The organism is Streptomyces sp. NBC_01288 (assembly GCF_035982055.1).
Taxonomy (GTDB): domain Bacteria; phylum Actinomycetota; class Actinomycetes; order Streptomycetales; family Streptomycetaceae; genus Streptomyces.
Map to the genome: position 1 here is coordinate 10,125,407 of NZ_CP108427.1, position 24,657 is coordinate 10,150,063.

The 24,657-nt window shown below is 70.9% G+C and carries 20 protein-coding genes; 12 read left to right on the forward strand and 8 right to left on the reverse strand.

Annotated elements, in window-relative coordinates; all coding sequences use genetic code 11:
• Positions 1 to 81: 81 nt before the first annotated feature.
• From OG194_RS45605 to OG194_RS45620, 4 genes are all read left to right on the forward strand, one after another.
• Positions 82 to 1,164 carry an alpha-hydroxy acid oxidase gene (locus OG194_RS45605; protein WP_327406614.1) on the forward strand — a complete coding sequence of 361 codons (1,083 nt, stop codon included), beginning with the start codon at positions 82 to 84 and terminating at the stop codon, positions 1,162 to 1,164.
• Positions 1,165 to 1,393: 229 nt separating this feature from the next.
• Positions 1,394 to 2,743, forward strand: coding sequence for a transaminase (locus tag OG194_RS45610; protein ID WP_327406615.1), 1,350 nt, complete (start codon positions 1,394 to 1,396; stop codon positions 2,741 to 2,743).
• 23 nt (positions 2,744 to 2,766) lie between these two features.
• Positions 2,767 to 3,207, forward strand: coding sequence for an Lrp/AsnC family transcriptional regulator (locus tag OG194_RS45615; protein ID WP_019056942.1), 441 nt, complete (start codon positions 2,767 to 2,769; stop codon positions 3,205 to 3,207).
• 98 nt (positions 3,208 to 3,305) lie between these two features.
• Positions 3,306 to 5,555, forward strand: coding sequence for an MMPL family transporter (locus OG194_RS45620; protein ID WP_327407415.1), 2,250 nt, complete (start codon positions 3,306 to 3,308; stop codon positions 5,553 to 5,555).
• Between the two features lie 15 nt (positions 5,556 to 5,570).
• Here OG194_RS45620 and OG194_RS45625 read toward each other — a convergent pair whose 3' ends face one another.
• Together OG194_RS45625 and OG194_RS45630 are read right to left on the reverse strand one after the other, a co-directional pair.
• Complete coding sequence (locus tag OG194_RS45625) at positions 5,571 to 6,674, reverse strand: PP2C family protein-serine/threonine phosphatase (RefSeq protein ID WP_327406616.1); 1,104 nt, start codon at positions 6,672 to 6,674, stop codon at positions 5,571 to 5,573.
• A gap of 254 nt (positions 6,675 to 6,928) precedes the next feature.
• Positions 6,929 to 8,131: a glycoside hydrolase family 64 protein gene (locus OG194_RS45630; protein WP_327406617.1), complete on the reverse strand. Its 1,203-nt coding sequence runs from the start codon at positions 8,129 to 8,131 to the stop codon at positions 6,929 to 6,931.
• 372 nt (positions 8,132 to 8,503) lie between these two features.
• Between OG194_RS45630 and OG194_RS45635 the strand changes: the two genes are divergently transcribed.
• The 3 genes from OG194_RS45635 (at position 8,504) to OG194_RS45645 (ending at position 12,539) form a co-directional block, all read left to right on the forward strand.
• Complete coding sequence (locus OG194_RS45635) at positions 8,504 to 10,924, forward strand: GH92 family glycosyl hydrolase (RefSeq protein WP_327406618.1); 2,421 nt, start codon at positions 8,504 to 8,506, stop codon at positions 10,922 to 10,924.
• Between the two features lie 252 nt (positions 10,925 to 11,176).
• Positions 11,177 to 12,067: a GNAT family N-acetyltransferase gene (locus OG194_RS45640; RefSeq protein ID WP_327406619.1), complete on the forward strand. Its 891-nt coding sequence runs from the start codon at positions 11,177 to 11,179 to the stop codon at positions 12,065 to 12,067.
• 121 nt (positions 12,068 to 12,188) lie between these two features.
• Entirely contained in the window at positions 12,189 to 12,539 is a 351-nt protein-coding gene (locus OG194_RS45645) for a hypothetical protein (RefSeq protein ID WP_327406620.1), read from the forward strand.
• Here OG194_RS45645 and OG194_RS45650 read toward each other — a convergent pair whose 3' ends face one another.
• From OG194_RS45650 to OG194_RS45665, 4 genes are all read right to left on the reverse strand, one after another.
• Positions 12,540 to 13,439 carry a Gfo/Idh/MocA family protein gene (locus OG194_RS45650; RefSeq protein ID WP_327406621.1) on the reverse strand — a complete coding sequence of 300 codons (900 nt, stop codon included), beginning with the start codon at positions 13,437 to 13,439 and terminating at the stop codon, positions 12,540 to 12,542.
• 221 nt (positions 13,440 to 13,660) lie between these two features.
• Positions 13,661 to 14,440 carry an SDR family NAD(P)-dependent oxidoreductase gene (locus OG194_RS45655; RefSeq protein WP_327406622.1) on the reverse strand — a complete coding sequence of 260 codons (780 nt, stop codon included), beginning with the start codon at positions 14,438 to 14,440 and terminating at the stop codon, positions 13,661 to 13,663.
• A 720-nt stretch (positions 14,441 to 15,160) separates the two neighbouring features.
• On the reverse strand, positions 15,161 to 16,351 hold the full coding sequence (locus tag OG194_RS45660; RefSeq protein ID WP_327406623.1) for a GDSL-type esterase/lipase family protein: 1,191 nt from the start codon (positions 16,349 to 16,351) through the stop codon (positions 15,161 to 15,163).
• Positions 16,352 to 16,471: 120 nt separating this feature from the next.
• Positions 16,472 to 17,047 (reverse strand): TetR/AcrR family transcriptional regulator, encoded by a 576-nt coding sequence (locus tag OG194_RS45665; protein ID WP_327406624.1) that lies wholly within the window; start codon positions 17,045 to 17,047, stop codon positions 16,472 to 16,474.
• 71 nt (positions 17,048 to 17,118) lie between these two features.
• On the opposite strand from OG194_RS45665, the gene OG194_RS45670 reads away from it, so the two are divergent.
• From OG194_RS45670 to OG194_RS45685, 4 genes are all read left to right on the forward strand, one after another.
• Positions 17,119 to 17,613, forward strand: a complete 495-nt coding sequence (locus tag OG194_RS45670; RefSeq protein ID WP_327406625.1) for an FBP domain-containing protein — start codon at positions 17,119 to 17,121, stop codon at positions 17,611 to 17,613.
• A 229-nt stretch (positions 17,614 to 17,842) separates the two neighbouring features.
• Positions 17,843 to 18,700 (forward strand): aldo/keto reductase, encoded by an 858-nt coding sequence (locus OG194_RS45675; protein WP_327406626.1) that lies wholly within the window; start codon positions 17,843 to 17,845, stop codon positions 18,698 to 18,700.
• A gap of 117 nt (positions 18,701 to 18,817) precedes the next feature.
• Entirely contained in the window at positions 18,818 to 20,590 is a 1,773-nt protein-coding gene (locus OG194_RS45680) for an ABC transporter ATP-binding protein (protein WP_327406627.1), read from the forward strand.
• A gap of 74 nt (positions 20,591 to 20,664) precedes the next feature.
• Positions 20,665 to 20,907 carry a DUF5133 domain-containing protein gene (locus OG194_RS45685; protein WP_327406628.1) on the forward strand — a complete coding sequence of 81 codons (243 nt, stop codon included), beginning with the start codon at positions 20,665 to 20,667 and terminating at the stop codon, positions 20,905 to 20,907.
• Positions 20,908 to 20,924: 17 nt separating this feature from the next.
• On the opposite strand, the gene OG194_RS45690 is transcribed toward OG194_RS45685, so the two are convergent.
• Complete coding sequence (locus OG194_RS45690) at positions 20,925 to 21,893, reverse strand: GlxA family transcriptional regulator (RefSeq protein ID WP_327406629.1); 969 nt, start codon at positions 21,891 to 21,893, stop codon at positions 20,925 to 20,927.
• Between the two features lie 144 nt (positions 21,894 to 22,037).
• On the opposite strand from OG194_RS45690, the gene OG194_RS45695 reads away from it, so the two are divergent.
• Complete coding sequence (locus tag OG194_RS45695; protein WP_327406630.1) at positions 22,038 to 22,505, forward strand: hypothetical protein; 468 nt, start codon at positions 22,038 to 22,040, stop codon at positions 22,503 to 22,505.
• A gap of 9 nt (positions 22,506 to 22,514) precedes the next feature.
• Here OG194_RS45695 and OG194_RS45700 read toward each other — a convergent pair whose 3' ends face one another.
• Complete coding sequence (locus OG194_RS45700; protein WP_327406631.1) at positions 22,515 to 24,554, reverse strand: SpoIIE family protein phosphatase; 2,040 nt, start codon at positions 24,552 to 24,554, stop codon at positions 22,515 to 22,517.
• Positions 24,555 to 24,657 lie beyond the last annotated feature (103 nt).

Below are 24,657 nucleotides of genomic sequence, written 5' to 3' on the forward strand. Positions count from 1 at the left end.
GTGGCAAGTGTCTGAAATGGCCGGTGGGGAAAGAGAGTTGAGTCGCCAAGGTCGGTGCATCACGCACGAAGGGGGAGCGGTGTGACGGGCGTGGCGCGCTGGCTGGACGGCATCGAGGAACAGGCGGCCGGTGTCCTTCCGCCGGAGATCCACGCCTACTTCCGCCGGGGTGCGGGCCAGGGCCTCAGCGTTGCCGAAGCCGCCCCCGCCTGGGACCGGTTCCGCCTGCGACCGCACATCCTGCGTGACGTGTCCCGGTGCGACACCTCGACGACCGTACTGGGCACGGCGGTCGACACACCGGTCCTCATCGCCCCGAGCACTCTGCAACGCCGCGCCCATCCCGACGGCGAGGCGGCCACCGCGCTCGGCGCGGCCGGTGCGGGCTCGCTGCTCGCGGTGACCTCGAACACGGCGGTCCCGTTCTCCGCCCTCGAACCCTCGGGCGCGCCGTGGTGGGTGCAGGTGTACGTGGCCCGCGACCGGTCCCTGACCGAGGAGACGCTCCGGCGAGCCGTGGCGGCCGGCGCCCGGGCGGTCGTCCTGACCGCCGACACCCCCGTCATCGGCTCGCACGGCAGACCCGGCGCACATGTCGCCGACTTCGTGGGACCGGAGGACCTGTACGGCAACGTCACCGGCACCCCCGACCGAGAGGCCGCCGAACACGCTCCCGACCTCACGCCGGACGTCATCGCCTGGCTGCGCGGCCTGACCGGGCTCCCGGTCGTCGTCAAGGGCGTCCTGCGCGGCGACGACGCCCGCGCCTTCGTGGACGCGGGCGCCGCCGGGCTGATCGTCTCCAACCACGGCGGCCGCCAGCTCGACGGCCTGGTCCCGACCGCCTGGGCGTTGCCGGAGGTGGTCGACGCGGTCGCCGGGACGGGCGCCGAGGTCTATGTGGACGGCGGACTGCGCCGAGGCACCCACATCGTCACGGCGCTCGCCCTCGGGGCCCGGGCGGTGTTCGTCGGCCGCCCCGCGCTGTGGGCGCTGTCCCTGGCCGGTGCGGAGGGTGTGACCCGCCTGATCGGGGAGCTGACGGCGGAACTCGTGGAGACGATGCGGCTGACCGGCGCGGCGGAACTCCGGGCGATCGGGCGGGACTTGCTGCACTTCCCGGCGGACGTCAGCCGTTCGTTGGGATCACCGCACGGCCGTTGATCTTGCTGGCGCGTCACCGCTGGTACGTGAGAGGGGCACCGTCCGCCCCGCATGTCTCCGTGTGGGGCGACGTCCCGAAGCGGAGGAGGTCGAAGCCGAAGCCCATGGGCGGGGCGCCGACGCATGATTCGACTGCCCGAACAGCTGATTCAGTCGTCACCTCTTGCCCCTGCACCCCTTTCGGTCATAGCGTCCGGACATTCCGTCGCCGACACCACCGAGGAATCCCATGGACCGCACTCGCCTGAAGGACCTCCTCGCCCGTGAGAGCGCCGACGCCGAGCGGCTCAACCCGCGCTCGAAGGCCGCCTACGCCCGTGCCGAGCATCTCTTCGGGCGGGTGCCGATGACCTGGATGAACAAGACCGCGGGAGCCTTCCCTCGCTATCTCGACACCGCCCGGGGCGCCCGCGTCACCGACATCGACGGCCACGAGTACATCGACTTCAGCCTCGGCGACACCGGAGCGATGGCCGGCCACTCGCCCGCCGTCGTCGCGGAGGCGGTGCGGCGGCGGTTCGCCGAGCAGGGCGGCGCCACGGCGATGCTGCCCACGGAGGACGCCGAGTGGGTCGGCGCGGAACTCGCCCGCCGCTTCGGGCTGGCCCGCTGGAGCTTCGCGCTGACCGCGACCGACGCCAACCGCTGGGCGATCCGGCTCGCCCGCGCCGTCACCGAGCGCCCCAAGATCCTGGTGAACAGCTACAGCTACCACGGCAGTGTCGACGAGTCGCTCATCGTCGTCGGACCTGACGGCCACGGCACCGCCCGCCCCGGCAACGTCGGCGCCCCCTGCGACGTCACGCTCACCAGCCGCGTCGCCGAGTTCAACGATCCGGCCCAGCTGGAACGGGAGTTGGCGCACGGCGACGTCGCCGCCGTCCTCATGGAACCCGCGCTCACCAACATCGGCATCGTGCTGCCCGAGCCCGGGTACCTGGCCGCCGTACGCGAACTGACCAGGAAACACGGCACGTTGCTCATCAACGACGAGACCCACACGTTCTCCGCGGGACCGGGCGGCTGCACCGCCGCCTGGGATCTCGAACCCGATCTGCTCACCATCGGCAAGGCGATCGGCGGCGGCATCCCGGCCGGTGCCTACGGCCTCTCCGCCGAACTCGCCGACCGGTTGCTCGGCCGGGCCGATCTGGACCTGGTCGACATGGGCGGGGTCGGGGGCACCCTCGCGGGCAACGCACTGTCCGTCGCCGCGATGCGCGCCACGCTCGAACACGTCCTGACCGACGAGGCGTTCGCCCACATGGCGAAACTGTCCGAACGCTTCGCGGCGGGGGTGCGGGAGGGCATCGACGCCCACGCGCTGCCCTGGACGGTGAGCCGTCTCGGCGCCCGCAGCGAGTACCGCTTCGCCTCCCCGGCACCGCGCACCGGCACCGAGTCCGAGGCCGCCGGAGACCCGGAGCTGGAGGACTTCCTCCACCTCTACCTCGCCAACCGGGGCATCCTGCTCACCCCGTTCCACAGCATGGCGCTCATGTGCCCCGACACCACCGAGCAGGACGTAGACATCCACACCCGGGTCTTCGCCGACGCGCTCGCCGAACTGGCGCTCTGACACAGGGAGTTGGAGGCAAGTACGTGGACGACATCGACCGGGCCATCCTGCGCGAGCTCCAGACCGACGGACGTATCGCCTACGCCGACCTCGGACCCAAGGTCGGCCTGTCCGCCTCGGCCGCCCGGCAGCGGCTCCAACGCCTGTTGGATTCCAAGGCGGTTCAGGTCGTCGGGGTGACGGACCCGATGGCCATGGGCGGGCAGGCCATGGCGATGCTCGGCATCGAGGTGGACGGCGACCCGCGTGCCGTGGCCGACCAACTCGCCCTGCGCGACGAGGTGGTGTACTCCGTGCTCACCTCCGGCGGCTTCGATCTGTTCGCCGAGGTGGTCACTCCCGGACCACGGGATCTGCTCGACTTCGTCAACGACGTGGTGCGGCCGATCGAAGGGGTGCGGAGCGTCCGGTCGTTCCCGTACTTCGGCATCCACACGCACCGGTTCCTGTGGGACGTCGGCTGACCCCTGCCCGAAACACCGATATGCCCGAGATGCCGGTGTGATCCAAGGGGCGTCTAATGGGGATGTCGGATGTGTCCCCCGCGGAAAAGGCCGAGGCCATGGCGCCCACGGAAGCCAGTGCAGGGGGCAGCGGAACCACTGCGAAGGGCATGCTGCGGCGCCTGGGGGAGTGGTGCGCCCGGCACTTCGTGATCGTCATCGTCGCCTGGCTCGTCGCGCTCGCCGCGCTCCAGATCCTCAACAGGTCTTTCGGGGGCGACTATTCGGACGACTTCTCGCTGTCCGGGGTCCAGTCCCAGCACGGTCTCCAGGTCCTCAAGGAACACGACCCGGCGGCCGGGGGCTACAGCAGCCAGATCGTCCTGCACGACAAGGACAAGCAGCTCACCTCCCTGAACTCGCAGATGTCCGAGACGGTCGGCGACCTTCAGAAACTCCCGCACGTCCTGTCGGTGCAGAACCCGCTGCCCCAGCCCGGCACGCAGCCACCGGCGTCCACCGGCCCGAACGTCGGCCCGCTCTCCTCCGACGCGAAGACCGCGTACATCACCATCCGTTTCGACGTACAGCCGTCCACCCTCGGCGACGGCTACCTGCACGGCGTGGACACCTCGGTGAAGCCGCTGCGCACCGCCGGCGCCCAGGTCGAGTACGGCGGACCGCTCGGCGAACTGGCCCGGCCCGCCGCCGACGACCGGGTCAGCGAACTCATCGGGTTCGCCGTGGCGATCGTCGTCCTCCTGATCGGCTTCGGCAGCGTGGTCGCCGCCGCGATGCCCCTGGTGACCGCGCTGATCAGCGTGATCGGGGGACTCGCGTGCCTCGGCCTGCTGGCGGCGGCGTTCACCTTCGCGACGGTGTCACCGACCCTCGCGACGATGATCGGTATCGGCGTCGGCATCGACTACGCCCTGTTCCTGATCACCCGGCACCGGCAGAACCTCATGAACGGCTCCGATCCCGTGCGCGCCGCCGGACAGGCCACGGCGACCAGCGGCCGCGCGGTACTCGTCTCGGGCTGCACCGTGATCATCGCGCTCGGCGGACTGTTCGTGTCCGGCGTGCCCTTCATCGGCAAACTCGGGCTCGCGGCCGCCGTGACGGTCGTATCGGCGGTCATCGGCGCGCTCACCCTCGTGCCCGCGCTGCTCGGGCTCCTCGGCAAGCGGATCGACCGCTACCGGGTGCGCCGCCCGGTCGCCGAGACCGACGCCGCACCGGGCGCCGAACCCACGGGCACCTGGCACCGGTACGCGCAGCGCGTGGAACACCGGCCGTGGACGTTCCTCGCGGCGGGCGTCGCGGCCGTCGTCGTCCTGGCGATCCCGGTGTTCTCGCTCCAACTCGGCCACATCGGCGACGGCGCCGACCCCACCTCGTTCACGGACCGCCGCGCCTTCGACCTGATGACCGACGCCTTCGGCCCCGGCTCCAACGGCCCGCTCACCATCGTCATCGACCAGACGGGCGTCCCGACCTCCCAGCGCTCGGACCTCTCCAGCCAGGCCCAGAAGACCCTCGACGGGGTGCAGGGCGCCGCCAAGGTCACCCCGCTGACGACCACCAAGGACGGTGACGTCCTCGTCGGCACCGTCTACTCCAAGCAGTCCCCCCAGAGCGCCGACACCACCGACCTCACCAACCGCCTGGTCCACGACACGCTGCCCGACGCGGTCTCCGGCACCTCCGCCAAGGGCTATGTCACCGGCACCACGGCCGCCCAGGTCGACTTCCGCGACATCGTGTCGAGCCGGCTACCTCTGATCATCGGCGTGGTCGTCGCGCTCGCCTTCCTGATCATCCTCGCCGTCTTCCGCGGCCTCCTCGTCGCCCTGAAGGCCGCCGTCCTCAACGTGCTCTCCATCGCGGCCTCCTACGGCGTCGTCGTCGCCGTCTTCCAGTGGGGCTGGGGCGGCCCCGCGCTGGGCGTCTCCGGCAAGGTCCCCATCGAGAGCTACGTCCCGATGATGATGTTCGCGATCATCTTCGGCCTGAGCATGGACTACGAGATCTTCCTGCTCTCCCGCGTCCACGAGGCCTGGCTGCGCACCGGCGACGCCGAGGCCTCGGTCGCCCACGCCCTGGAGATCACCGCACGCGTCATCACCTGCGCCGCACTGATCATGGCCAGCGTCTTCGCGGCCTTCGTCCTCAGCGACAACATCGTGGTCAAGATGCTCGGCCTCGGCCTGGCCGTCAGCGTGCTCATCGACGCGACCGTCGTACGGCTGCTGATGGTGCCCGCGGTCATGACCCTGCTGGGCCGGCACGCCTGGTGGACACCACGCTTCCTGGACCGGATCCTGCCGCACATCGACGCGGAGGGCGACCACGAGCAGCAGGCGTGAGCCTCAACTCCCGTACTACGCCTGGGGCGTGAGCACGAGCATCGTCACATCGTCCCGGATCTCCGGCGAGTGCCGCAGCAGGTCGGCCCACACCCGCTCGGCCATCAAGGCCGGTTCGTCGTCGGCGAGTTGGGCCAGCCGCTCGACGAGGGGATAGAATGCACCGCCCGTGTCCCGTGCCTCCGACACCCCGTCGGAGGCGAGGAACAGCCGGTCCCCGGGCCGCAGTTGGACGGTCACCCCGCTCAGCGGACCGGCGTCGGACAGCCCGAGACCCAGCGGCGTCCACGCCTCGACGTCGATCTCGGTGACCCGTCCCGCGCGCAACAGCACGGGGGAGGGATGCCCGCAGGCCACGATCCGCACCGCGTCCGCGTCCGCCGTGAACTCCAGCAGCACCGCCGTGGCGAACAGCTCCGCGTGCGCCGACCGAGCCGAGTCCACCACCAGCCGCCGGTCCAGCCGCGCCGCGACCGCCTCCAGGCCCGGCAGATCGAGCACCGCCTCCCGGAACGCCCCCAGCAGCGACGCCACCGTCGCCACGGCCGACAGCCCGTGCCCCTGCACATCGCCCATGACCGCCCGTACGCCGTACGGCCCGTCCCGCACGTCGAAGAAGTCCCCGCCGACCAGCGTCCCGCGCTGCGCCGCCCGGTACAGCCCCGCACACCCCACAGGCCCCACCCGCTCCGGCAACGGCGGCACGACGGCCCGCTGCGCCGCCTCGGCGACCGTACGCTCCAGATCCAGCTGGGCGTCGCGACGACTGCGCACGAAGGACACGAACACGCTCAGCACCGCGACGAACAGGACCGTCAGCAGATCGGTCTCACCGGGATCGTTGAGATGGAACGCCGGCACGGTCAGCAGCCCGATCGTGGCCCCGCCCATCAGCGCGGTCGCGAGCGGCCCGTACGACAGCCCCGCCAGCGGCGGAATGGCGCCCAGCAGAAAGCCGATGTCGAGCGAGTGCGGGCTCACCAGCGTCGCCACACCCACCCCGCAGACCAGCGCCCCCGGCAGCACCCGCACCCACCGCGGCGCCGGCGCGCCCCGAAGCCACCCCCGCCGGGCCGGCTCCCGAACCCGGCGGAACGACGGCACGCGCACCTTTCCCACACCACCACGCTCCTACGGCGGGACCGGCCCCGCACGCCGAGCGCCTGGGCCGTGTCCGCAAAGTCCCTCCCCCACTGCCTTAAGGGCGTGGGAGGTGCCCCCACTCGCCGCACCGGGCGAAAGCCCAAGTACGTCCAGTACGAGGGCTTCCGCCCGGCACTCCCCCAGCCTCCGGCCGGGGGGACCCCCAGAGCACGCACCGGACGTCGCGGGGCCCGCCCTTCGGGCGGACGACGGGACTTTGCGGACACGACCTAGAACGGCGTGAGCGTCAGCCGTATCCCCGTCGGCGCCGTGTCCTGGACGTACGACGCGAAGTCCGCCACGTCGTCGAAGGCGAAGCCGTACGCCTTGCCGTCGGCGGTGGCCGCGTGGATCGCCTTCGCGTAGTGGTTCGTGAGGTCGGTGGCGTAGAAGCTCGATGCGTCGGTGGTCGGCTGGGCGGGGTTCGACAGGAGCGTCGAGCGGTTGAAACCGGCGCCGAGCACGGCCGCGACCGGGCCCGTGGTGCCGTCGTTCGGGGCGGCCAGGTTGCCGTCGCAGAACAGCACGTCCCGGGTCGACGGCTTGGCGAACGAGACCGAGGCCGGGCCGGTGAAGGTGAATTGCCCGGCGCGCACCCGCCCGGTGAAGGCACCCGCGTTCGTGGTGACGGTGAGGTCCTTGCCGGTGTACGTGCTCCACACCTCGTCGATGTACGGCGCGAAGTAGTCCGCCGCGAACAGGCCCGCGTCCAGCCCGTGCCCCGGCGCGATGACCCGCGTGTCGTCCACGATCAGCGGGGCGAACGCCTCGACCTTCCGTACGGCGTCGAACACCGACGCCCGGCCGCCGTCGCGCAGGGTGCCCGTCGTCTGGTCCTGGGCGCCGGTCAGCCGGATGCTCAGGGGCACGCTGAACATGTCGACCATCGTCGTGTTGCAGAACATGCCGGACGCGTTGTGCGTGAACTCCGCACAGTCGTGCAGCACCCCGTAGTTGGGGTCGGACGTCACCCAGCCGGCCGGGTACTGGAGTGCCGGGTTGCCGTTGCCGTCCGCCACGGCCTTGAACTTGAGCTTCGCGCCGAGCGACACATAGATGCGGCCCGACAGGTACGGGAGCGAAATGGTCGTCTCCGCACCGGAGTCGAGGCTGATCGCGTAGTCGGTGAAACCGTCCGCGCCGTTGTCCGAGAGCGCGATCGGCGCGATCGCCCCGTCGGGAGTGACCCGCACCTGCTTGCCGTCCACGTTTCCCACGACGTAGACGTGCACGTTGGCGTTGTCGAACGAGCCGCTGTTGTTGACCAGCGTCAGCGGGAGGGCGCCCGCCTGAGCGGCGCTGGTCTCCATGGACTTGGTGTCCGCGAGGGCGTGCGGTGCGAGCGCCGCGACGGCGGGGGCGGCCACCGCCGCACCGCCGAGGGCGAAGAGGAGCTTGCGGCGGCCGAGCGTGCGCTGGTGACGGGGAGTCATGTGGGGGGACCTCCGGGCGAGTCGGACTGTTCGGAGCGACGGTGCCGACGCATTGAGAGCGCTCTCACAGCGAGCGTCGACACCGCCGCCGAGGCCCGATGTTACGCACGGCCAGGGGCTGAGCCAACAGTTCTGCGGGAACTCGTCACCGCGCTGACCTGCACAGACGTGGCGAGATGAGTGACTTAACCCCCACTTAAGGATCACTTAAGCGCCCGGCGAAGCGTTCACCCGTACTTCACCACCCGTACCCGTGCGCCTCTTCCCTCCCATCGCGCGGCCTCCTAGCCTCACGACGCCCCCTGTCTCCTCGGCCCCATGTGCCTTCCTGTATCTCTCCCCATGTCCCTTCCCCGAAAGGCGACTTGACGCATGCGTCACCAACTCCTGGGCACGGCAAGACGGTTCGGCGTCGGAGCCGCGGCCGTGGCGGTCACGACCGCGCTCGCCGCAGCCGCGCCCTTCCCCGCGCTCGCCTCGGCGACCGGGCCGTCCGAGCGGCCGTCCGCGCTCGTCGACCCGCTGATCGGCTCCTCCAACGGCGGCAACACCTACCCCGGCGCCACCCTCCCGTACGGCATGATCGCCTGGTCCCCGACCAGCACCACCGGCGACCAGACCAGCACGGGCGCCGCCAACGGATACGAGTACGGCGCCACCCGCATCCGCGGCCTGAGCCTCACCCACGTCAACGGCGCCGGCTGCAACCCCGGCGCGGCGGGTGACGTACCGATCATGCCGTTCGTCGGCGACGTCACCTCGTCCCCCTCGGCCGACACCAAGGACGCCGTGTACGCGTCGAACTTCTCGCACGCCGACGAGAAGGCCACCCCAGGCCGCTACACCCTCGGCCTCGCCTCCGGCGCCACCGCCGACCTCGCCGTCAGCAAGCGCGCCGGAGTCGCCGACTTCACCTTCCCCGCCGAGCGCCCGGCGAGCCTGCTCTTCCGCGTCTCCAACTCCCTCAACGGCAGCCAGGACGCACACGTCGACATCGACACCGCCCACCAGAAGGTGACCGGCTGGGTGTACACCGGAGCCTTCTGCGGGCGCCGCGCCAACGGCGGCGTCAACAACCGCAAGAGCTACTACAAGCTCTACTTCAGCGCCTCCTTCGACCGCGCCTTCTCCTCCGTCGGCACCTGGCACGACAGCACCGTGTCGCCTGGGTCGACGACGGCCTCCGGAGGGGAGGGTTACGCCACCGGCGCCGACCGCGCGGGACGCGGTTCCGGCGGCTGGGTCGGCTTCGACACCGCCTCTGACAACGATGTCCGCATGCGGATCGGCATCTCCTACGTCAGCCTCGGGGGAGCCGAGTCCAACCTCCGCCAGGAGATCGCCCCGCACGCGCGCGTGGCCGACGTCGCCGAAGCCGGCGCCCGCGTGTGGGACCGCGAACTGAGCACCGTACGCGTCGACGGCGGCACCCCCGCCCGCCGCCAGACCTTCTACACGGCGCTCTACCACGCCCTCATGCAGCCCAACCTGATCAGCGACGAGGACGGCCGCTACTGGGGCATGGACCAGGCCGTGCACCGACTCGCGCGCGGGCAGCGGGCGCAGTACAGCAACTTCTCCGGCTGGGACCAGTACCGCGCCCAGATCCAGTTGCTCGCCCTCCTGAAGCCCACCGTCGCGGGCGACTTCGCCCAATCGCTCTACAACTTCGCGCAGCAGAACGGCGGGATCTGGGACCGCTGGGTCCACATCAGCGGCGCCACCCACGTCATGACGGGCGACCCGACCGCCGCGACCCTGGCCACCTTCTACGCCATGGGCGTCCGCAACTTCGACTACAAGGGCGCCTTCGACTCCCTCGTCCACCAGGCCACCGTCCCCAACCCGGACGAACTCTCGGACGCCGGCTGCCCCGGCCAGTGCGTGGGTCAACGCCCCAACCTGGCCCAGTACATGACCTCCCACTACGCGGCCCAGGATGCCTGCCACTGCTGGGGTGGCGCCGCCGAGACCCTGGAGGACGCCGTCGCGGACTCCGCCCTCGGACAGTGGGCCGAACTGCTCGGCCGTACCGCCGAGGCGAAGACCTTCACGGAACGCGGCGCCTACTGGCGCAACGTCTTCAACCCCGCCACCGGCTACATCCAGGCCCGCAACCTCGACGGCTCCTGGGTGGGCCCGTTCAACCCCGCGAGCGATCTCGGCTTCGCACAGGGCTCGGCCGCCGCGTACGTCTGGATGGTCCCGCAGGACGTACGGGGACTGGCCGAGGCGATGGGCGGCCGCGAGGCGGCGGCCACCCGGCTCGACGGCTTCTTCCACACCGCCGACGGTGCGTGGTCGGTCAGGGGCGGCGACGCACTGCGCTACGACCCGACCAACGAGCCCGACATCCACGCCCCCTGGCTCTACAACTCCCTCGGCCAGCCCTGGAAGACCCAGGCGACGGTCCGTCAGATCCTCGACACGGCCTACGGCACCGGCCCCAAGGGCCTGCCCGGCAACGACGACCTCGGCACCATGTCCGCCTGGTACGTCCTCTCCGCCCTCGGGATCTATCCGCGCACCCCGGGCAGCGCCGACCTGCTGCTCGGCGCACCGCTCTTCCCGAAGGCGGTCGTCGACCGGCCCGGCCGCACGGACCTCGTCATCACCGCCCCCGACGCCGACGACACCCACCAGTACGTCGACACCGTACGCCTCGACGGCCGTGACCTCACGCGCGCGTGGACCGGCGCCGGCCTGACGCTCAAGGGCGGCAGGCTGGACTTCCGGCTCGCCACCGAACCGAACACGAGCTGGGGGACCGACCCGGGACAACTGCCGAAGTGATGCGCATCGGGTGACGCACTCCAGGTGACGCGCACCGGCCCGGCGGAGTACCGCTCCGCCGGGCCGGCCCGAAAATACGTTGGACGGGTGGGAGATCATCGCCTAACGTGTGCGTGCACGCCCTGAGACCAGCGGAAGGAGGCGAGTGCCATGAGGTTCACAACACCCCAGCGCTCCCTCCCCGTTGCCCCGGCGTGGCACGACTGACCTGACCGGGAGCGCTCCACGCAGTACCCCTCCCGGAGGAAACCCATGACCGATCTGGTCATCCGCGCGCTCGACGAGAGCGACGCCCATCTTTTCGACACCCTTCCCGACTCCCTCGGCGCCCGAGCCGCGCACCGCCTGACGGCCTGGCGGCCCGACTGGCAGCGGGTGGCACTGCGCGACGGCACGGTCGTCGCGCGCGCCGCCTGGTGGGGCGGCCCGAACGACACCGAACCCCTCACCATCGACTGCTTCGACGTGATCGAGGGCGAGGAGGAGGCGGGGGCCGAACTCCTGCGCAGCGCGCCCTGGCATGTCGGCGCGGAACTGAACCTCCCCGCCGGCTGGCGCGACAACCCCGAGATCCGTGCCGCCGCCGAGACACGCTTCACCGCCCTGCGCGCGGCCGGGTACGACCTCCTGGTCGAGCGTTTCATCTACCGGTGGACCCCGGAGTGCGGACTGCCCGAGCGCCCCGGCCGCCTCGTCTTCGCCCCCGAACCGGACGACGCCGTCTTCTTCGACGCCCTGCGCCGCATCCACTCCGTCACCCTCGACGCCCATGCCCAACTGGCCATCCGACAAGGGGGAGTCGAGAAGGCCGCACAGGAGGAGATCGACTTCTTCCGCTGGTGCCCGTCCCCGCGCGAGTGGTGGCAGATCGCCCGCACCCCCGAGGGAGACCTCGCGGGAATCCACATCCCGGCCCACAACCCGTCGGGCCCCTGCATCGGCTTCATCGGCGTCGTACCGGAACAGCGCGGCCACGGCTACGCCCGCGACCTGCTGGCCGAGTGCACGCACTATCTCGCCGAGCGGGGCGCCGAGTTCATCGCGGCGGCGACGGACCAGGGCAACTTCCCGATGGCCGCGCACTTCGCCAAGGTCGGCTATCCGGTCATCCGGGAGCGGGCCAACTTCCATGTCGTCGAGTAGGCGCGACGGAACGTAGGCGGACAGGACAGTCGCTCCGGCCCGCGCGACGCGGGCCGGGGCGACTGTCAGTGCCGGGTGCCATGCTGGCGGCAGGTCGATCCACGGCGGGATGGAGGCGGGCATGGGGTTCGTCGGCGAGGTCTGGCAGGTGCGCAGGGGCGAGGAGTCGGTCGGGGAGATCCTGATCGACGACGCCGACTTCCCCTGGCTGTCGGGCAAGTTCACCGCCGGTGCGGCGTTCGGTGACGTAGAGGAGCTGTTCGCGCGGGAACTGGCCTTGACGAAGGTGGACGACGACGGGCACTGGGCACGGTGGGAGGAGGCCTACGACGAGATCAGCCGACAGGTGACGCTGACCTCGCCGGACGGTCCCGTGCCCGAGTTCCTGCTGCATATCGAGGGGGAGCGGGCCTGGTTCCGGTGGAGTGACGAGCCGTTCGACGAGGACGAGGAGGCGCCCGGTGGCGAGTGATCAGGCGACTGACCAGGCAGGCTCGCTGTCCACCATCGCCTCGGCCTCGGCCAGGATCTCGGTGACCCGCTGCCCGAAGACCGCGTCGCACGCGTGCGGCTGCCCTGTGCGTACGGCCTCGCTCAGCGCGTCGGCGGCCCGCCCCAGGGCGGACACCGCGTCGCCCGAGCTGTCCGGAAGGCTGGTCACCCCTGCCGCCCCGCGCAGCTCGACCGTGGCTCCCGCCGCCGCGGTCGGCGCGGTGAGACTCAGCGTCAGCGTGCTGGACGCACCGCCGACGTGGTCCAGAACCAGCACGACCGTGTCGCCGGGACCCCGCACGGCGGCGGCCACCCGCCGTACATCACCGAGGACGGGCAGCAACACGGACAGGGCATGCGGGCCCACGTCCCACAGTGCGCCCTTCTCCTGCCGCCAGGGCGAGGCCGCGAACGGGCTGTCGGTGGTGAACACCGAGCCGAGCCACTCGGCCCGAGCCGTGAACCAGCCCTCCGCCGCTGCCTGTTCGGTGATCCAGACCTCCGTCTCAGGCTGGAAGCGGGTGGTGAAGAACACGACCGACGCGACCCCGGCCTCCCGCACCGCGTCGACCACGGCCCGCCCCTGCTCCACCGTCGGCGCGAGGGGCTTGTCCAGCAGCAGATGCCGTCCCGCCCGCGCGGCCCGCACCGCCAACTCGGCCTGGATCGACGGCGGCAGTGCCACGGCGACGGCGTCCACGTCCGCGAGCAGGGCGTCGACATCGTCGTAGGCCGGTACCCCGTACTGGTCGGCCAGCTCCTTGGCGGCGTCGGGGCGGCGACCCCACACGCCCGCGAAGTCCCACGCGCCGTGCCCACTGAGGGCGGGGGCGTGAGCCATCTGCGCCCAGGGGCCGGTGCCGAGCAGTCCGATGCGCATAGCGGTGCCTTTCCACGGTCGAACCTGGTGACGAGCCCCGACCCGATGCGATCGGCCGGTCGCCGGTGAGCGTGCCACATGAACGGGGCGGGTGCGCAAGCCCCTACCGCGACCGGGGCTGCTGACCGATGCGACGACACGTGCGTGGACCTGCTGGTGGGACGTGTCGTGTGCCTGATTCCCGTCGGGCAGTTCTTCGTCTTTGCGGCGGCGTGAGAGGGTCAGCGGGCGGTGTAGCCGCCGTCGACGGGAAGCGCGATGCCGGTGACGTAGCTGGATCGCTCCGAGCACAACCACACGATGGCGTCGGCGATCTCCTCCGGTTCCGCTATCCGGCCGAGCGGGTGAGCGGCTGCCAGTTCGGCGTGCAGCTCGGGATTGTCGTCGACCATGCCGGCGACGAGCGGGGTGTTGACCAGGCCGGGGCACACGGCGTTGACGCGGATGCCTACGCCGGCGTAGTCGAGCGCGGCACTCTTGGTCAGGCCGATCTCGGCGTGCTTGGAGGCGACGTAGCCCGCGTACCCGCCGACGCCGACCAGTCCGGCGCCCGAGGATATGTTCACGATGGCACCGCTGGAGTACGGCACCATGCGGGCCAGTTCGTGCTTCAGGGAGTAGAACATCCCACGCACGTTCGTCGCGAGCATCAGGTCGAGAGTCTCAACGGGGTAGTCGGCCAGGGCGGAGGCGCTGTTGCCGCCGTCGACGCCGGCGCTGTTGACGGCCATGTGAAGCTGTCCCGCGGGTGACGCGGCGGCCTTCACCGCCTGTTCCACGGCGTCTTCGTCGTGGACGTCGGCGACGACGTACCGGGCGGTTCCACCTGCGTCGGTGATGAGCTTGACGGTCTGCTCCAGGGTCGCGGCGGTGCGGCCGGCCACCGTGACGGTGCACCCCTGCGCGGCCAGCGCCACGGCCGCGGCGCGGCCGATTCCACTGCCGCCTCCCGTGACGAGTACGTACGCGCCGTCGAACTGCCTGTCGGTCCTGGCTGCCATGGTGCTGTCCTCACGTGAGTGGTCGAATCGGTGCCCGTCACTCGCGGGCACTGGTCCAGCAGACGCCGTTCTGCCTGGTCGGGCCGCGTGTCCTGTCGCGGTCCGCCGAGAATCGGCTGCTTCCCCTTGAGTCAAACACCGCAGGCGGCGGGGGCGGGAGACCCATCTGGTCCGGGGGTCCGACGGACCCCCTTTCGCGTAGCCGCGACGGCACGTCGCCGGTCTACGGTCGGCGCCATGGCGGAGGAGCCCGACACCGAACCGCGGGACTTCCCGCGCTCACGCCGTGCCAGGGTCACCCCCTGAGGAGGCGGGACTGCGGTCCGCTCCAGGTGCGCGGCGCATACCGGGCCCGCGACGCGCGGAGGCCGCCCTACCGGCACCATTACGTGCGCCTGGAACGCGGCCGCAACCCGCACATGTCCACCTCCGTGCTGGATGCGATCGCCCGCGCGCTGTGACTGTTCGACGCGGAGCGCACCCATCTGCTGCGGCTGAGGCCGAGTTCGGCAGGTCGGCCCAGCACGATGGCAAGGCCCTGCGGGCGGCGGAGCACTCGCCGCCCGCAACGGGTGGTTCCCGGCCCGGGAACGGCGGTCGGGCGGCGAGGAATGCCGCTGGTCCTGCGGAACCGCCTCGAAGTCCCGCTCGCGTTCGCCCAGTTGAGCCGCAGTGCAACCGCGATCCTGCTCAGCCGACCTCAGCCGACCTCAGCCGACCTCAGCTGGTCCGGGGTCCGGTCCCGGTTGCGAAAGCGCCGCCCTCGCCGAACACCAACCGCCCGAAGTTCTCCGCGATACGCCGATGTCCCGCCGGATCGGGATGGACCTGGTCGGGGAGCGGCAGTTCGGCGTAGTCCTCCTCGCCGTAGAGGGAACGGCCGTCGAGGTAGTGCAGGTTCGGGTCGTCGGCCGCTCGCTGCTCGACGACGTCGGCGAGTGCCTCGCGGATGACGGTGAGTGTCAGGCGCCCGAGGGCGCGTTCCGCCGGGTCGCCCGTCGCACGGAACCGTGGGGTCCCGCCGTCGAAGTCGGGCATGAGAGGGCCGGGCGTGTCCTCCTGGACCGGGCAGAGGATCGCGGACACGACCAGCAGCGGTGTCGTCGGGTGGCCCTCGCGGATGGTGTCGAGGAAGCCGTGGACCGCAGGGGTGAAGGCGCGCAGGCGCATCGAGTCGGCGTTGACGATGTTGATGCCGATTTTGACGCTGATCAGGTCCGCCGGGGTGTCCCGCATCGCGCGGGCGGTGAACGGGTCGAGCAGGGCGCTGCCGCTGAACCCCAGGTTGACGAGCTCCACTTGACCGCGGGCGGCGGCCAGGGCGGGCCAAGTCGCCGTCGGATGCGTGGCGTTCGAGCCGTGGCTGATGGAACTGCCGTGGTGCAGCCACACCTTGCGTCCGTTGTCCGGTGCCTTCTCGACGGGGGCGTCGGTGCGCAGGGCGATCAGCTCGGTGACCTCTGTGTGCGGGAGCCAGATCTCGATGTCCTTGTCACCGGCCGGCAGGTCGGCGAACCGGGCGGTGCCGGGCCGCCCCTCCGTCAGCTCGAAGGACTGGGTCACCATGTCCGTGATCGTGCGCACGTTGCCGCCGGCCACCGTGGTCTGGGCGGTGAGGCGGCCGTCGACGAGGAGGTCGTACACACCGTCCGCGGGGGCCGGGAACCCCTGGTAGACGCGCTTGGTGGGAAGCGTCTCCAACTCGATCGTGGTGGCCCGGGTGCGGAAGACCAGCCGTATACCGGAGGGCTGTGCCTCGGCCATGGCCAGTTGGTCGTCGGGGATCTGGCGGCGCGCCCGGGCGGGCAGCCGATGCGGCAGCAGACCGTGCGCGGTCCGCTCCACGTCGAGGAAGCCGCGCAGCATGTCGGTGGTGACGGGGGTGGTGATCATGTCGTGCTCGGTGCTCATCGCCTCAGCCTGTTGATCAAGATGTCCGGGATGGGTGGTCAGGCCCTGAACCGGAACAGGTCGGACCCGGAATCGGAGTACGTCGGATCCGGAAGCGGGATGTGCCGGATCAGGACTACGTCAGTCGTGGGGCGCGGCCCGGTTCCGCAGCAGCTCGTCGAGGGAATCCACGACCCAGGCCCAGGATTCGCGCGCGTCCGGCGCGCTGTGGTCGAAGCCCCCGGCCAGCTCCAGGCTGACGTAGCCGTGGAAGACGCCGCCCAGCATCCGGACCGCGTGCGTCTGGTCCGGCTCCGCCAGGTCGTAGCCGCGCAGGATCGCCCGGGTCATCTGGGAGTGCCGCACCCCGGCACTGGCGGCCGCCGTCTCGGGGTCGAGCCGGAGCCGCGCGGCCGCGTACCGGCCGGGGTGCTCCCGGGCGTAGTCCCGGTAGGCCTCCGCGACGGCGGCCAGGGCGTCCTTGCCGGCCCGCCCGGCCACCGCGTCGGAGACCCGGTCGGCGAGTTCCTCCAGGGCGAACAGGGCGATCCTGGTCTTCAGTTCCTGGGAGTTCTTCAGGTGCGAGTACAAGCTGGCGACCTTGACGTCAAACCGTCGGGCGAGCGCCGAGACGGTCACCTGGTCGAAGCCGACCTCGTCGGCCAGCTCCGCCCCCGCCAGGGTCAGCCGCTCCGGCGTCAGTCCTACTCTGGCCATAACCATCCTTCCGATCGACGATAGCCATTATGTATTTGCCTAAAGGTTTTAGGCAAACTAGCGTGCCGTTCATGAGACCACTGACCGAGCGGGAGATCCGCGCCGCCTTCGTGAACTGCACCAAGGGCGAGGCCAAGCGCCTGTCCGTGCCCCGGGATCTGGCCGAACGGCCGTGGGACGACCTGGACTTCCTCGGCTGGCGGGACCCCCAGGCTCCGGGCCGGGCCTACCTCGCCATCGAGCTGGGCGACCAACTGACGGCGATCGCGCTGCGCAGCCCCGGTGTCACCTCCTGGCAGACGCGGCGCAGCATGTGCTCGATGTGCATGACGACCCATACCGGAGGCGTCTCGCTGATGGCCGCCGCGAGGGCGGGCAAGGCCGGGCAGCAGGGCAACTCCGTGGGCGCCTACATATGCAGCGACCTCGCCTGTCCGCTGTACGTGCGCGGCAAGAAGGACGCGGGCGTCGGCGCGCGGATGCCCGAGTCGCTCACCCTGGAGGAGAAGATCCAGCGGACCGTCACCAACGTCACGGCGTTCATCGCCAAGATCGCAGCTCGTTGAGCGGTCCCGACCAAAGCAGTGCCGACTGACGCGGTCCCGACCGGACGCTCTCGATTGAGCAGTCCCGCTGCTGGATGCGTTCGATTTCTTCTATTGGACCTGTGGACCCGGGCCGGACAGGCTGGAGGACGCGTCCTGCCCGTCGTGACCCCGATCCGAGAACCGGGTTCGGGCTCCAGCGGTGTGGGACGGCACGTTTCCGCGTGACAGCCGGAGGAGGAGCACCCGCATGGACACCCGCCGTATCGGTGACGTCGAGGTCAGTGCGATCGGCCTGGGCGGTATGCCCATGTCGATCGAGGGGCGGCCGGACGAGGCACGCTCCCTCGCGACCATCCACGCCGCACTCGACGCGGGCGTGACGCTGATCGACACCGCCGACGCCTACCACCTGCACGCCGACGATGTCGGGCACAACGAGACCCTGATCGCCAAGGCCCTCGCCTCCCACGACCGGGGCGCGGACGTCCTCGTCGCGACCAAGGGCGGCCATCTCCGCCCCGGGGACGGCAGTTGGACCCTGAACGGCAGCCCCGCGTACCTTAAGGAGGCCTGCGAGGCATCCCTGCGCCGGCTCGGCGTGGAGGCCATCGGGCTCTACCAGTTCCACCGCCCCGACCCGAGGGTCCCGTACGCCGAGTCCGTGGGCGCGGTACGGGAGTTGCTCGACGAGGGCAAGATCCGCCTGGCCGGCGTCTCCAACGCCGACCCGGAGCAGATCCGGCTGGCGAACGAGATCCTGGACGGCCGACTGGTCTCCGTACAGAACCAGTTCTCCCCGGCCTTCCGCTCCAGCGAACCGGAGTTGGACCTCTGCGACGAACTGGGCATCGCGTTCCTGCCCTGGAGCCCCCTCGGCGGCATCACCCGCGCCGGTGAACTCGGCTCCGCCTACGCCCCGTTCGCCCGCATCGCCGAGAAGCACGGCGTCAGCCCGCAGCGCGTCTGCCTGGCCTGGATGCTCGCCAAGTCCCCGGTCGTCGTGCCGATCCCGGGCGCCAGCCGCCCGGAGACGATCCGTGACTCGGCCGCCGCACCCGAACTCGCCCTCTCCGCCGACGAGATCGCGGAGCTGGACGCCGTTTGAGAAGACCCTGATGTCTGAGGTGTAGTAGGTGGCGGGCAAGGGCGGAAAGCGCTTGCCCGCCACCTGGCCGCAGGTGGCCAGCCGGTCACAGGGGGAGCAGGGGGAGGACCACCACCGATGGCATCGTCCACGGAGAAACCGCTCGACCACCGCTACCGCGGCGAACACCCGATCCGCACCCTCGCCTACCTCTTCCGCGCCGACCGAAGGCGACTGTCCCTGGCCGTAGCCGTGTTCACGGTCAAGCACAGCCCCATCTGGCTGCTCCCGCTGATCACCGCGTCCATCATCGACACCGTCGTCCAGCACCAGCCGGTCAGCCGCCTCTGGACGAGCACCGGCATCATCCTGTTCATCCTGCTGATCAACTACCCCCTCCACGTGCTCTACGTCCGCCTCCTCTACGGCAGCGTCCGCCGCATGGGCACCGACCTGCGCTCCGCACTGTGCACCCGCATGCAGCAGCTCTCCATCGGCTACCACTCCCGGGTCAGCGCCGGAGTCCTCCAGGCCAAGGTCGTGCGGGACGTGGAGACGGTCGAGCAGATGGTCCAGCAGACCGCGGAGACCGGCCTCGGCGCGATCACCGTGCTCACCGGCGGCCTGGTCATCATCGCCTTCCGCACACCGGAGTTCGTGCCCGTCTTCATCGTCGTCGTACCGGTCGCCGCGCTCCTCGTGTCCCGGCTGCGGGCCCGACTGCGCACCCACAACGAGCACTTCCGCCACGAGGTGGAGACCCTGTCCTCACGCGTGACGGAGATGACCCGCCTCATCCCGGTCACCCGCGCCCACGGCCTGGAGGGCAAGGCCCTGCGCCGCATGGACGGCACCCTGCGCCGCCTGCTCACCTCCGGAAACCGTCTCGACCTCCTCAACGGCCGCTTCGGCTCGCTCGCCTGGGTCGTCCTCAACGTCGTCGGCGTCCTGGTCCTCGCCGGCGCGGCCCTGGTGTCGTACTACGGCGTCTGGGGAGTCACCGCCGGAGACGTCGTCATGCTGAGCGCCTTCCTGACCACCCTCACCAACTCCACCACGTCCCTCACGACCCTGGCCCCGGTCATCACCAAGGGCCTGGAATCGGTCCGATCGGTCGGCGAGGTGCTCCAGGCCCCCGAGTTGGAGGACAACGAGGGCAAGGCGGAGGTCACCGAGGTACGCGGAGCCGTCACTTTCCAGAGCGTCGGCCACACCTACGACAACGACCAACTCCGGCCCGCAGTGCACGACTTCACCCTCACCGTCGCCCCGGGCGAGACGGTCGCCCTCGTCGGCGCGTCCGGCGCCGGCAAGTCCACCGTGCTCAACCTCGTCATCGGCTTCATCCGCCCCACCACCGGCCAACTCCTCCTCGACGGCACCGACATGAACACCCTCGACCTGCGCACCTACCGCCGCTTCGTCTCGGTCGTCCCCCAGGAGTCGATCCTCTTCGACGGCACGATCCACGACAACGTGGCCTACGGCATGGACGACGCCGACGAGGAGTCGGTGCGCGCGGCCCTGCGCGACGCCAACGCCCTTGAGTTCGTGGAGAAGTTGCCGCAAGGGCTGGAGACCCTGGTCGGCGAACGCGGGGCCCGACTCTCCGGCGGCCAGCGTCAACGCCTCGCCATCGCACGGGCGTTGATCCGCGACCCCAAGGTGCTCATCCTGGACGAGGCGACCTCGGCCCTGGACACCCGCTCGGAAGCCCTCGTTCAACAGGCCCTCGCCCGGCTGCTGCGCGGCCGTACGACCTTCGTGGTCGCCCACCGGCTGTCCACCGTCCGGGGCGCCGACCGGATCGTCGTGATGGGCGACGGGGAGATCCTGGAGGTCGGCACGCACGACGAACTCCTGCGCCGGGGCGGGGCGTACACGGCTCTGCACAGCGGGCAGGTCGCCTGACCGGATCTCGCGGCCGGTTGGTTGGATCGGCGCGGGCTGGGCACACGGAGCGAAAAGCGAGAGAGGGGCGTTTCGTGCTGGTGCCGGACCCGAAGGCCGTCAGAAAACTGCTCACCCGATACGCGGTGCTGCGCATTTCCCAGGCGGAGCGCCACCGACCGCAGGCGGCCACCGAGTTGAACGACGTCGTCTACACCCTCTGCGTGATGATGGGCACCACCGGCATCCGGGAAGCCATCGTCAAGGCGGACGCCCTGCTGGCGGCGGCGCGCAGTACACCGGGAGGCGTGGTCGCGGACGGCCGCGCCGCGGCGTAGAGCCGTCGGTAGATCCGTCAGGAGAACGCCACTTCGGGGACCGCCCTGCCGTGGAACGCCGAGCGGTACGCCTGCGGGCTGGTGCCGACGACCCGGCGGAAGCGCTCGCGGAACGCGGTGGGGGAGCCGAACCCGGCCTGCTGGGCGATGCGTTCGATGGTGTGGTCGCTGTTCTCCAGCAGGTACTGGGCGCGTCGTACGCGGGCCCGCAGGAGCCACTGAAGTGGTGTGCTGCCCGTCTGTTCGCGGAATCGGCGGCTGAACGTCCGCTCGCTCATACCCGATCGCGTCGCCAGCGCCCCCAGGGTGATCTCGTGGGAGAGGTTGTCCTCGATCCACTGGAGAAGCGGTTCGAGGGTCGAGCCCTGCGGGACCGGCGGGTGCTGGTGGACGATGAACTGCGCCTGCCCGCCCTCGCGTTCGAGCGGCATGACCGACAGCCGGGCCGCGTCCGCGGCGACCGCCGAGCCGTAGTCCCGCCGGATGAGATGCAGACACAGGTCGAGCCCGGCGGCGGCCCCGGCCGAGGTCAGGATCTGCCCGTTGTCGACGTACAGCACGTCCGGCCGCACCTCGACCAGAGGGTAGGACCGGGCCAGCGCGTCGGCGGCGACCCAGTGCGTGGTGGCGCGCAGTCCGTCCAGCAGCCCTGCCTCGGCCAGTACGAAGGCGCCCACGCAGATGGACACGATGCGGGTACCCGCCGCTGCCGCCTCCCGCAGCGCCGCCAGCACCCGGGCGGAGGGTGGCGCGGCCCGCTCCGAGCGGCCCGGGACGATGATGGTGTCGGCGTCCACCAGGGCTTCGAGCCCATGGTCGACCCGCAGCGCGAACCCGTCCGTCCGCACGTCCGGCGTCTCGCCGCACACCCGCACCCGATAGGCGTTCCGACCGTCCGGCAGCCGGGTGCGGCCGAACACCTCCATCGGTGTCGCCATGTCGAACGGCACCACATGATCGAGAGCCAGGATCGCGACGGTGTGCATGAACACCACGATAGACGGATTCCCGCCAGCGTCATGACATGGTCTTTTGCGGCGACAGACTGGTGAGAGGGAATGGCGAGAATCCGTTGGAACCTGTCGTTTCAGCCTCTGTGCTCCCGCGCCGGACGTCCCTAATCTGGGCCGGTGACCAAGATCCTTCTCACTCTGCACGTCCTGGCCGCCATCGTCGCGGTCGGTCCCGTGACCGTCGCCGCCAGCATGTTCCCACCGGCGGCCCGCCGCGCTCTCACAGGCCCGGACGGACCCGACGCGGGCGTGACGACCGTACGACTGCTGCATCGCATCTGCCGTGTCTACGGCGCCGTCGGACTGGCGGTGCCCCTCTTCGGCTTCGCGACCGCATCCGCGATGGGTGTTCTGGGCAGCGGCTGGCTCATCGCCTCCATCACCCTCACCGCGGTGGCGGCCGGCATTCTGATCGCCTTCGTACTGCCCCGCCAGGACGAGCTCCTGGAGCAACTCGGCGCACAGCGGGCCGTGGAGCGTTCCGGGACCGCTCAACTCGCCATGTTCACCGGCATCTTCAACCTGCTGTGGGCGACCGTCACCGTCCTCATGATCATCCGCCCGGGATCGACCACGGGCGCCTGACCGGAGAGGTCAACCGGTGACGCGGACGAGGAGCAGCGCCACGTCGTCGTCGGGCTCCGGGCGCAGCGCGTTGAGGAGCATGTCGCTCGTCTGCTCCAGGGGGCGGCGGGAACTCTGCAACAGCCGTGTCAGCGCGTGCAGTCCCACATCGATGTTCTCGCCGCGGTTCTCCACCAGCCCGTCGGAGTAGAGGGCGAGCAACGCCCCTGTGGTGAAGGCGACTTCGGTGGTTCCGAAGTCCACGCCGCCGACGCCGAGCGGGACTCCGCCGGGGATGTCGAGGAGTTCCGCGGCGCCGTCGGGGTGGATCAGGACGGGCGGCAGATGCCCGGCGCTGGACAGTTCGCAGGTGCCGCGTCCGAGGTCGACGACGCCGTACGCGCAGGTGGCGATCGCGTCGCCGAGGGAACCGGTGAGGTCGTCGAGGTGGTGCAGCAACTCGGCGGGCGGGAGGTCGAGCCGGGCCAGTGCGCGGGTCGCGGTGCTCAACTGGCCCATGATGGCGGCGGCTTGGACGCCCTTGCCCATCACGTCGCCCACGACGAGCCCGGTGCGGCCCGGGCCCAGCGGCAGCACGTCGTACCAGTCGCCCCCGACCTCGCTCAGCGCCGGGAGGTAGCGGGCGGCGATGTCGAGGCCCTCCTGCCTGGCCGGGGCCGGTGGCAGCAGGCTGCGTTGGAGGGTCAGCGCGGTGGTGCGTTCGCGGCCGTAGAGGCGGGCGTTGTCGATGCAGATCGCGGCGCGTGCGGCGAGTTCCGTGGCGAGGACGCGGTCCTGTTCGTCGAAGGGGCGCTCGTTGACGGTGCGGTAGAGGCTCAGCGTGCCGAGGACCTCGCCGCGGGCCATCAGCGGGACGGCCAGGTAGGAGTGGACGCCCGCCGTGCGCAGGGTCTGGGCGGCGCGGCCGTCCCGGGCGATGCGGCGCATCATCGGCGGGTCGACCCGCTCGACCAGGATCGGGCCGGCCTCGCGGACGCACTGGGTGATGATGCGGTGGGGGCCGTAGGTGGCCAACTCGCCCACCGGGTCCGCCGCGTGGATCGCGTCGGTCAGGTAGCCGGCGGCGACGGCCAGTGCCCGGAACTCGACCTGCGAGTCCTCCGTCACCGGGGTGATCGTGCCGTCCGTGACGACCGATTCCAGTACGTCGACGGCGGCCAGGTCGGCCACGTGCGGGACCGCCACGTCGGCCAGTTCCCGGGCGGTCTGCTGGAGGTCCAGCGTCGTGCCGATCCGCACCCCGGCCTCCGCCACGACGGAGAGGTGCTGGCGCGCCTGCGCGACCTCGGCGGCCGCCTGCTCCCGCTCGGTCACGTCCAGGACGGCCATCGCCAGCCCGAGGACCCGGCCCTGCGCGTCCTCGATGCGGTGGTACGACTCCGAGTACGCCCGGTCCACCACGTCGGCCGCCGTCCGGCCCACGGTCTGCTGGTCGAGCAGCGGCTTGCCGGTGATCAGCACGTGCCGCATCCGTGACTCGATGGCAGCCACGTCCAGACCGGGCAGCACCTCGCCGACCCGGCGCCCGACGACCTCGTCCTCCGGGACGCCGTTGATGCGCTCCAGGGCCGGGTTGACGCCGACCCACCGCAGATCGGTGTCGAACACCGCGATGCCCACCGGCGTCTGACGGACCAGGCTGTGGGACAGGGCCAGGTCCCGCTCCACGCCCCGTACGGTCGTGGCGTCCGCCGCGAGGCCCAGCAGATGCGGCTGACCGTGGCTGTCGCGCAGGCGCATCGTGCGGAACTCGACGAGCCGCTCCGTGCCGTCCCGGTGCAGCAGCGGGAACACCCCGGCCCAGCGGGCGCCCGTACCGACCTGGGCGAACAGTTCACGTGCCCGGACCCGTTCGTCGGGCGACACCAGCAGCCGGTCCGCGCGCTGGGTCAGCGCCTCCTCGGGCGAGTAGCCGAGCAACTGCTCCGCCTCGGGACTCCACAGCCCGATGTACCCGCCGGCGTCCAGCACCACCGCCGCGACCCGCAACAGGTCCAGCAGCCCTCCCGGGGCGGCCGAGACACCGTCCCCGGCACCGTAAGCGTCCATCCCAGCCGCTCCTTCCGGCGCGGCACGGCACCGCCAAGATCCGAACCACGGGTCATCCGATTACGGCACAGCACGCCCCGCGGGGCAACACCGCGCGAGGTGA

Bases quoted from the DNA above. Each gene is read 5' to 3' on its own strand.
- OG194_RS45700 (WP_327406631.1), bottom strand. From the start codon at position 24,554: ATGGACGCTTACGGTGCCGGGGACGGTGTCTCGGCCGCCCCGGGAGGG.
- OG194_RS45660 (WP_327406623.1), bottom strand. From the start codon at position 16,351: ATGAGCACCGAGCACGACATGATCACCACCCCCGTCACCACCGACATG.
- OG194_RS45655 (WP_327406622.1), bottom strand. From the start codon at position 14,440: ATGGCAGCCAGGACCGACAGGCAGTTCGACGGCGCGTACGTACTCGTC.
- OG194_RS45675 (WP_327406626.1), top strand. From the start codon at position 17,843: ATGGACACCCGCCGTATCGGTGACGTCGAGGTCAGTGCGATCGGCCTG.
- OG194_RS45680 (WP_327406627.1), top strand. From the start codon at position 18,818: ATGGCATCGTCCACGGAGAAACCGCTCGACCACCGCTACCGCGGCGAA.
- OG194_RS45690 (WP_327406629.1), bottom strand. From the start codon at position 21,893: ATGCACACCGTCGCGATCCTGGCTCTCGATCATGTGGTGCCGTTCGAC.
- OG194_RS45645 (WP_327406620.1), top strand. From the start codon at position 12,189: ATGGGGTTCGTCGGCGAGGTCTGGCAGGTGCGCAGGGGCGAGGAGTCG.
- OG194_RS45630 (WP_327406617.1), bottom strand. From the start codon at position 8,131: ATGACTCCCCGTCACCAGCGCACGCTCGGCCGCCGCAAGCTCCTCTTC.
- OG194_RS45635 (WP_327406618.1), top strand. From the start codon at position 8,504: ATGCGTCACCAACTCCTGGGCACGGCAAGACGGTTCGGCGTCGGAGCC.
- OG194_RS45650 (WP_327406621.1), bottom strand. From the start codon at position 13,439: ATGCGCATCGGACTGCTCGGCACCGGCCCCTGGGCGCAGATGGCTCAC.
- OG194_RS45610 (WP_327406615.1), top strand. From the start codon at position 1,394: ATGGACCGCACTCGCCTGAAGGACCTCCTCGCCCGTGAGAGCGCCGAC.
- OG194_RS45670 (WP_327406625.1), top strand. From the start codon at position 17,119: ATGAGACCACTGACCGAGCGGGAGATCCGCGCCGCCTTCGTGAACTGC.
- OG194_RS45665 (WP_327406624.1), bottom strand. From the start codon at position 17,047: ATGGCCAGAGTAGGACTGACGCCGGAGCGGCTGACCCTGGCGGGGGCG.
- OG194_RS45640 (WP_327406619.1), top strand. From the start codon at position 11,177: ATGACCGATCTGGTCATCCGCGCGCTCGACGAGAGCGACGCCCATCTT.
- OG194_RS45620 (WP_327407415.1), top strand. From the start codon at position 3,306: ATGGCGCCCACGGAAGCCAGTGCAGGGGGCAGCGGAACCACTGCGAAG.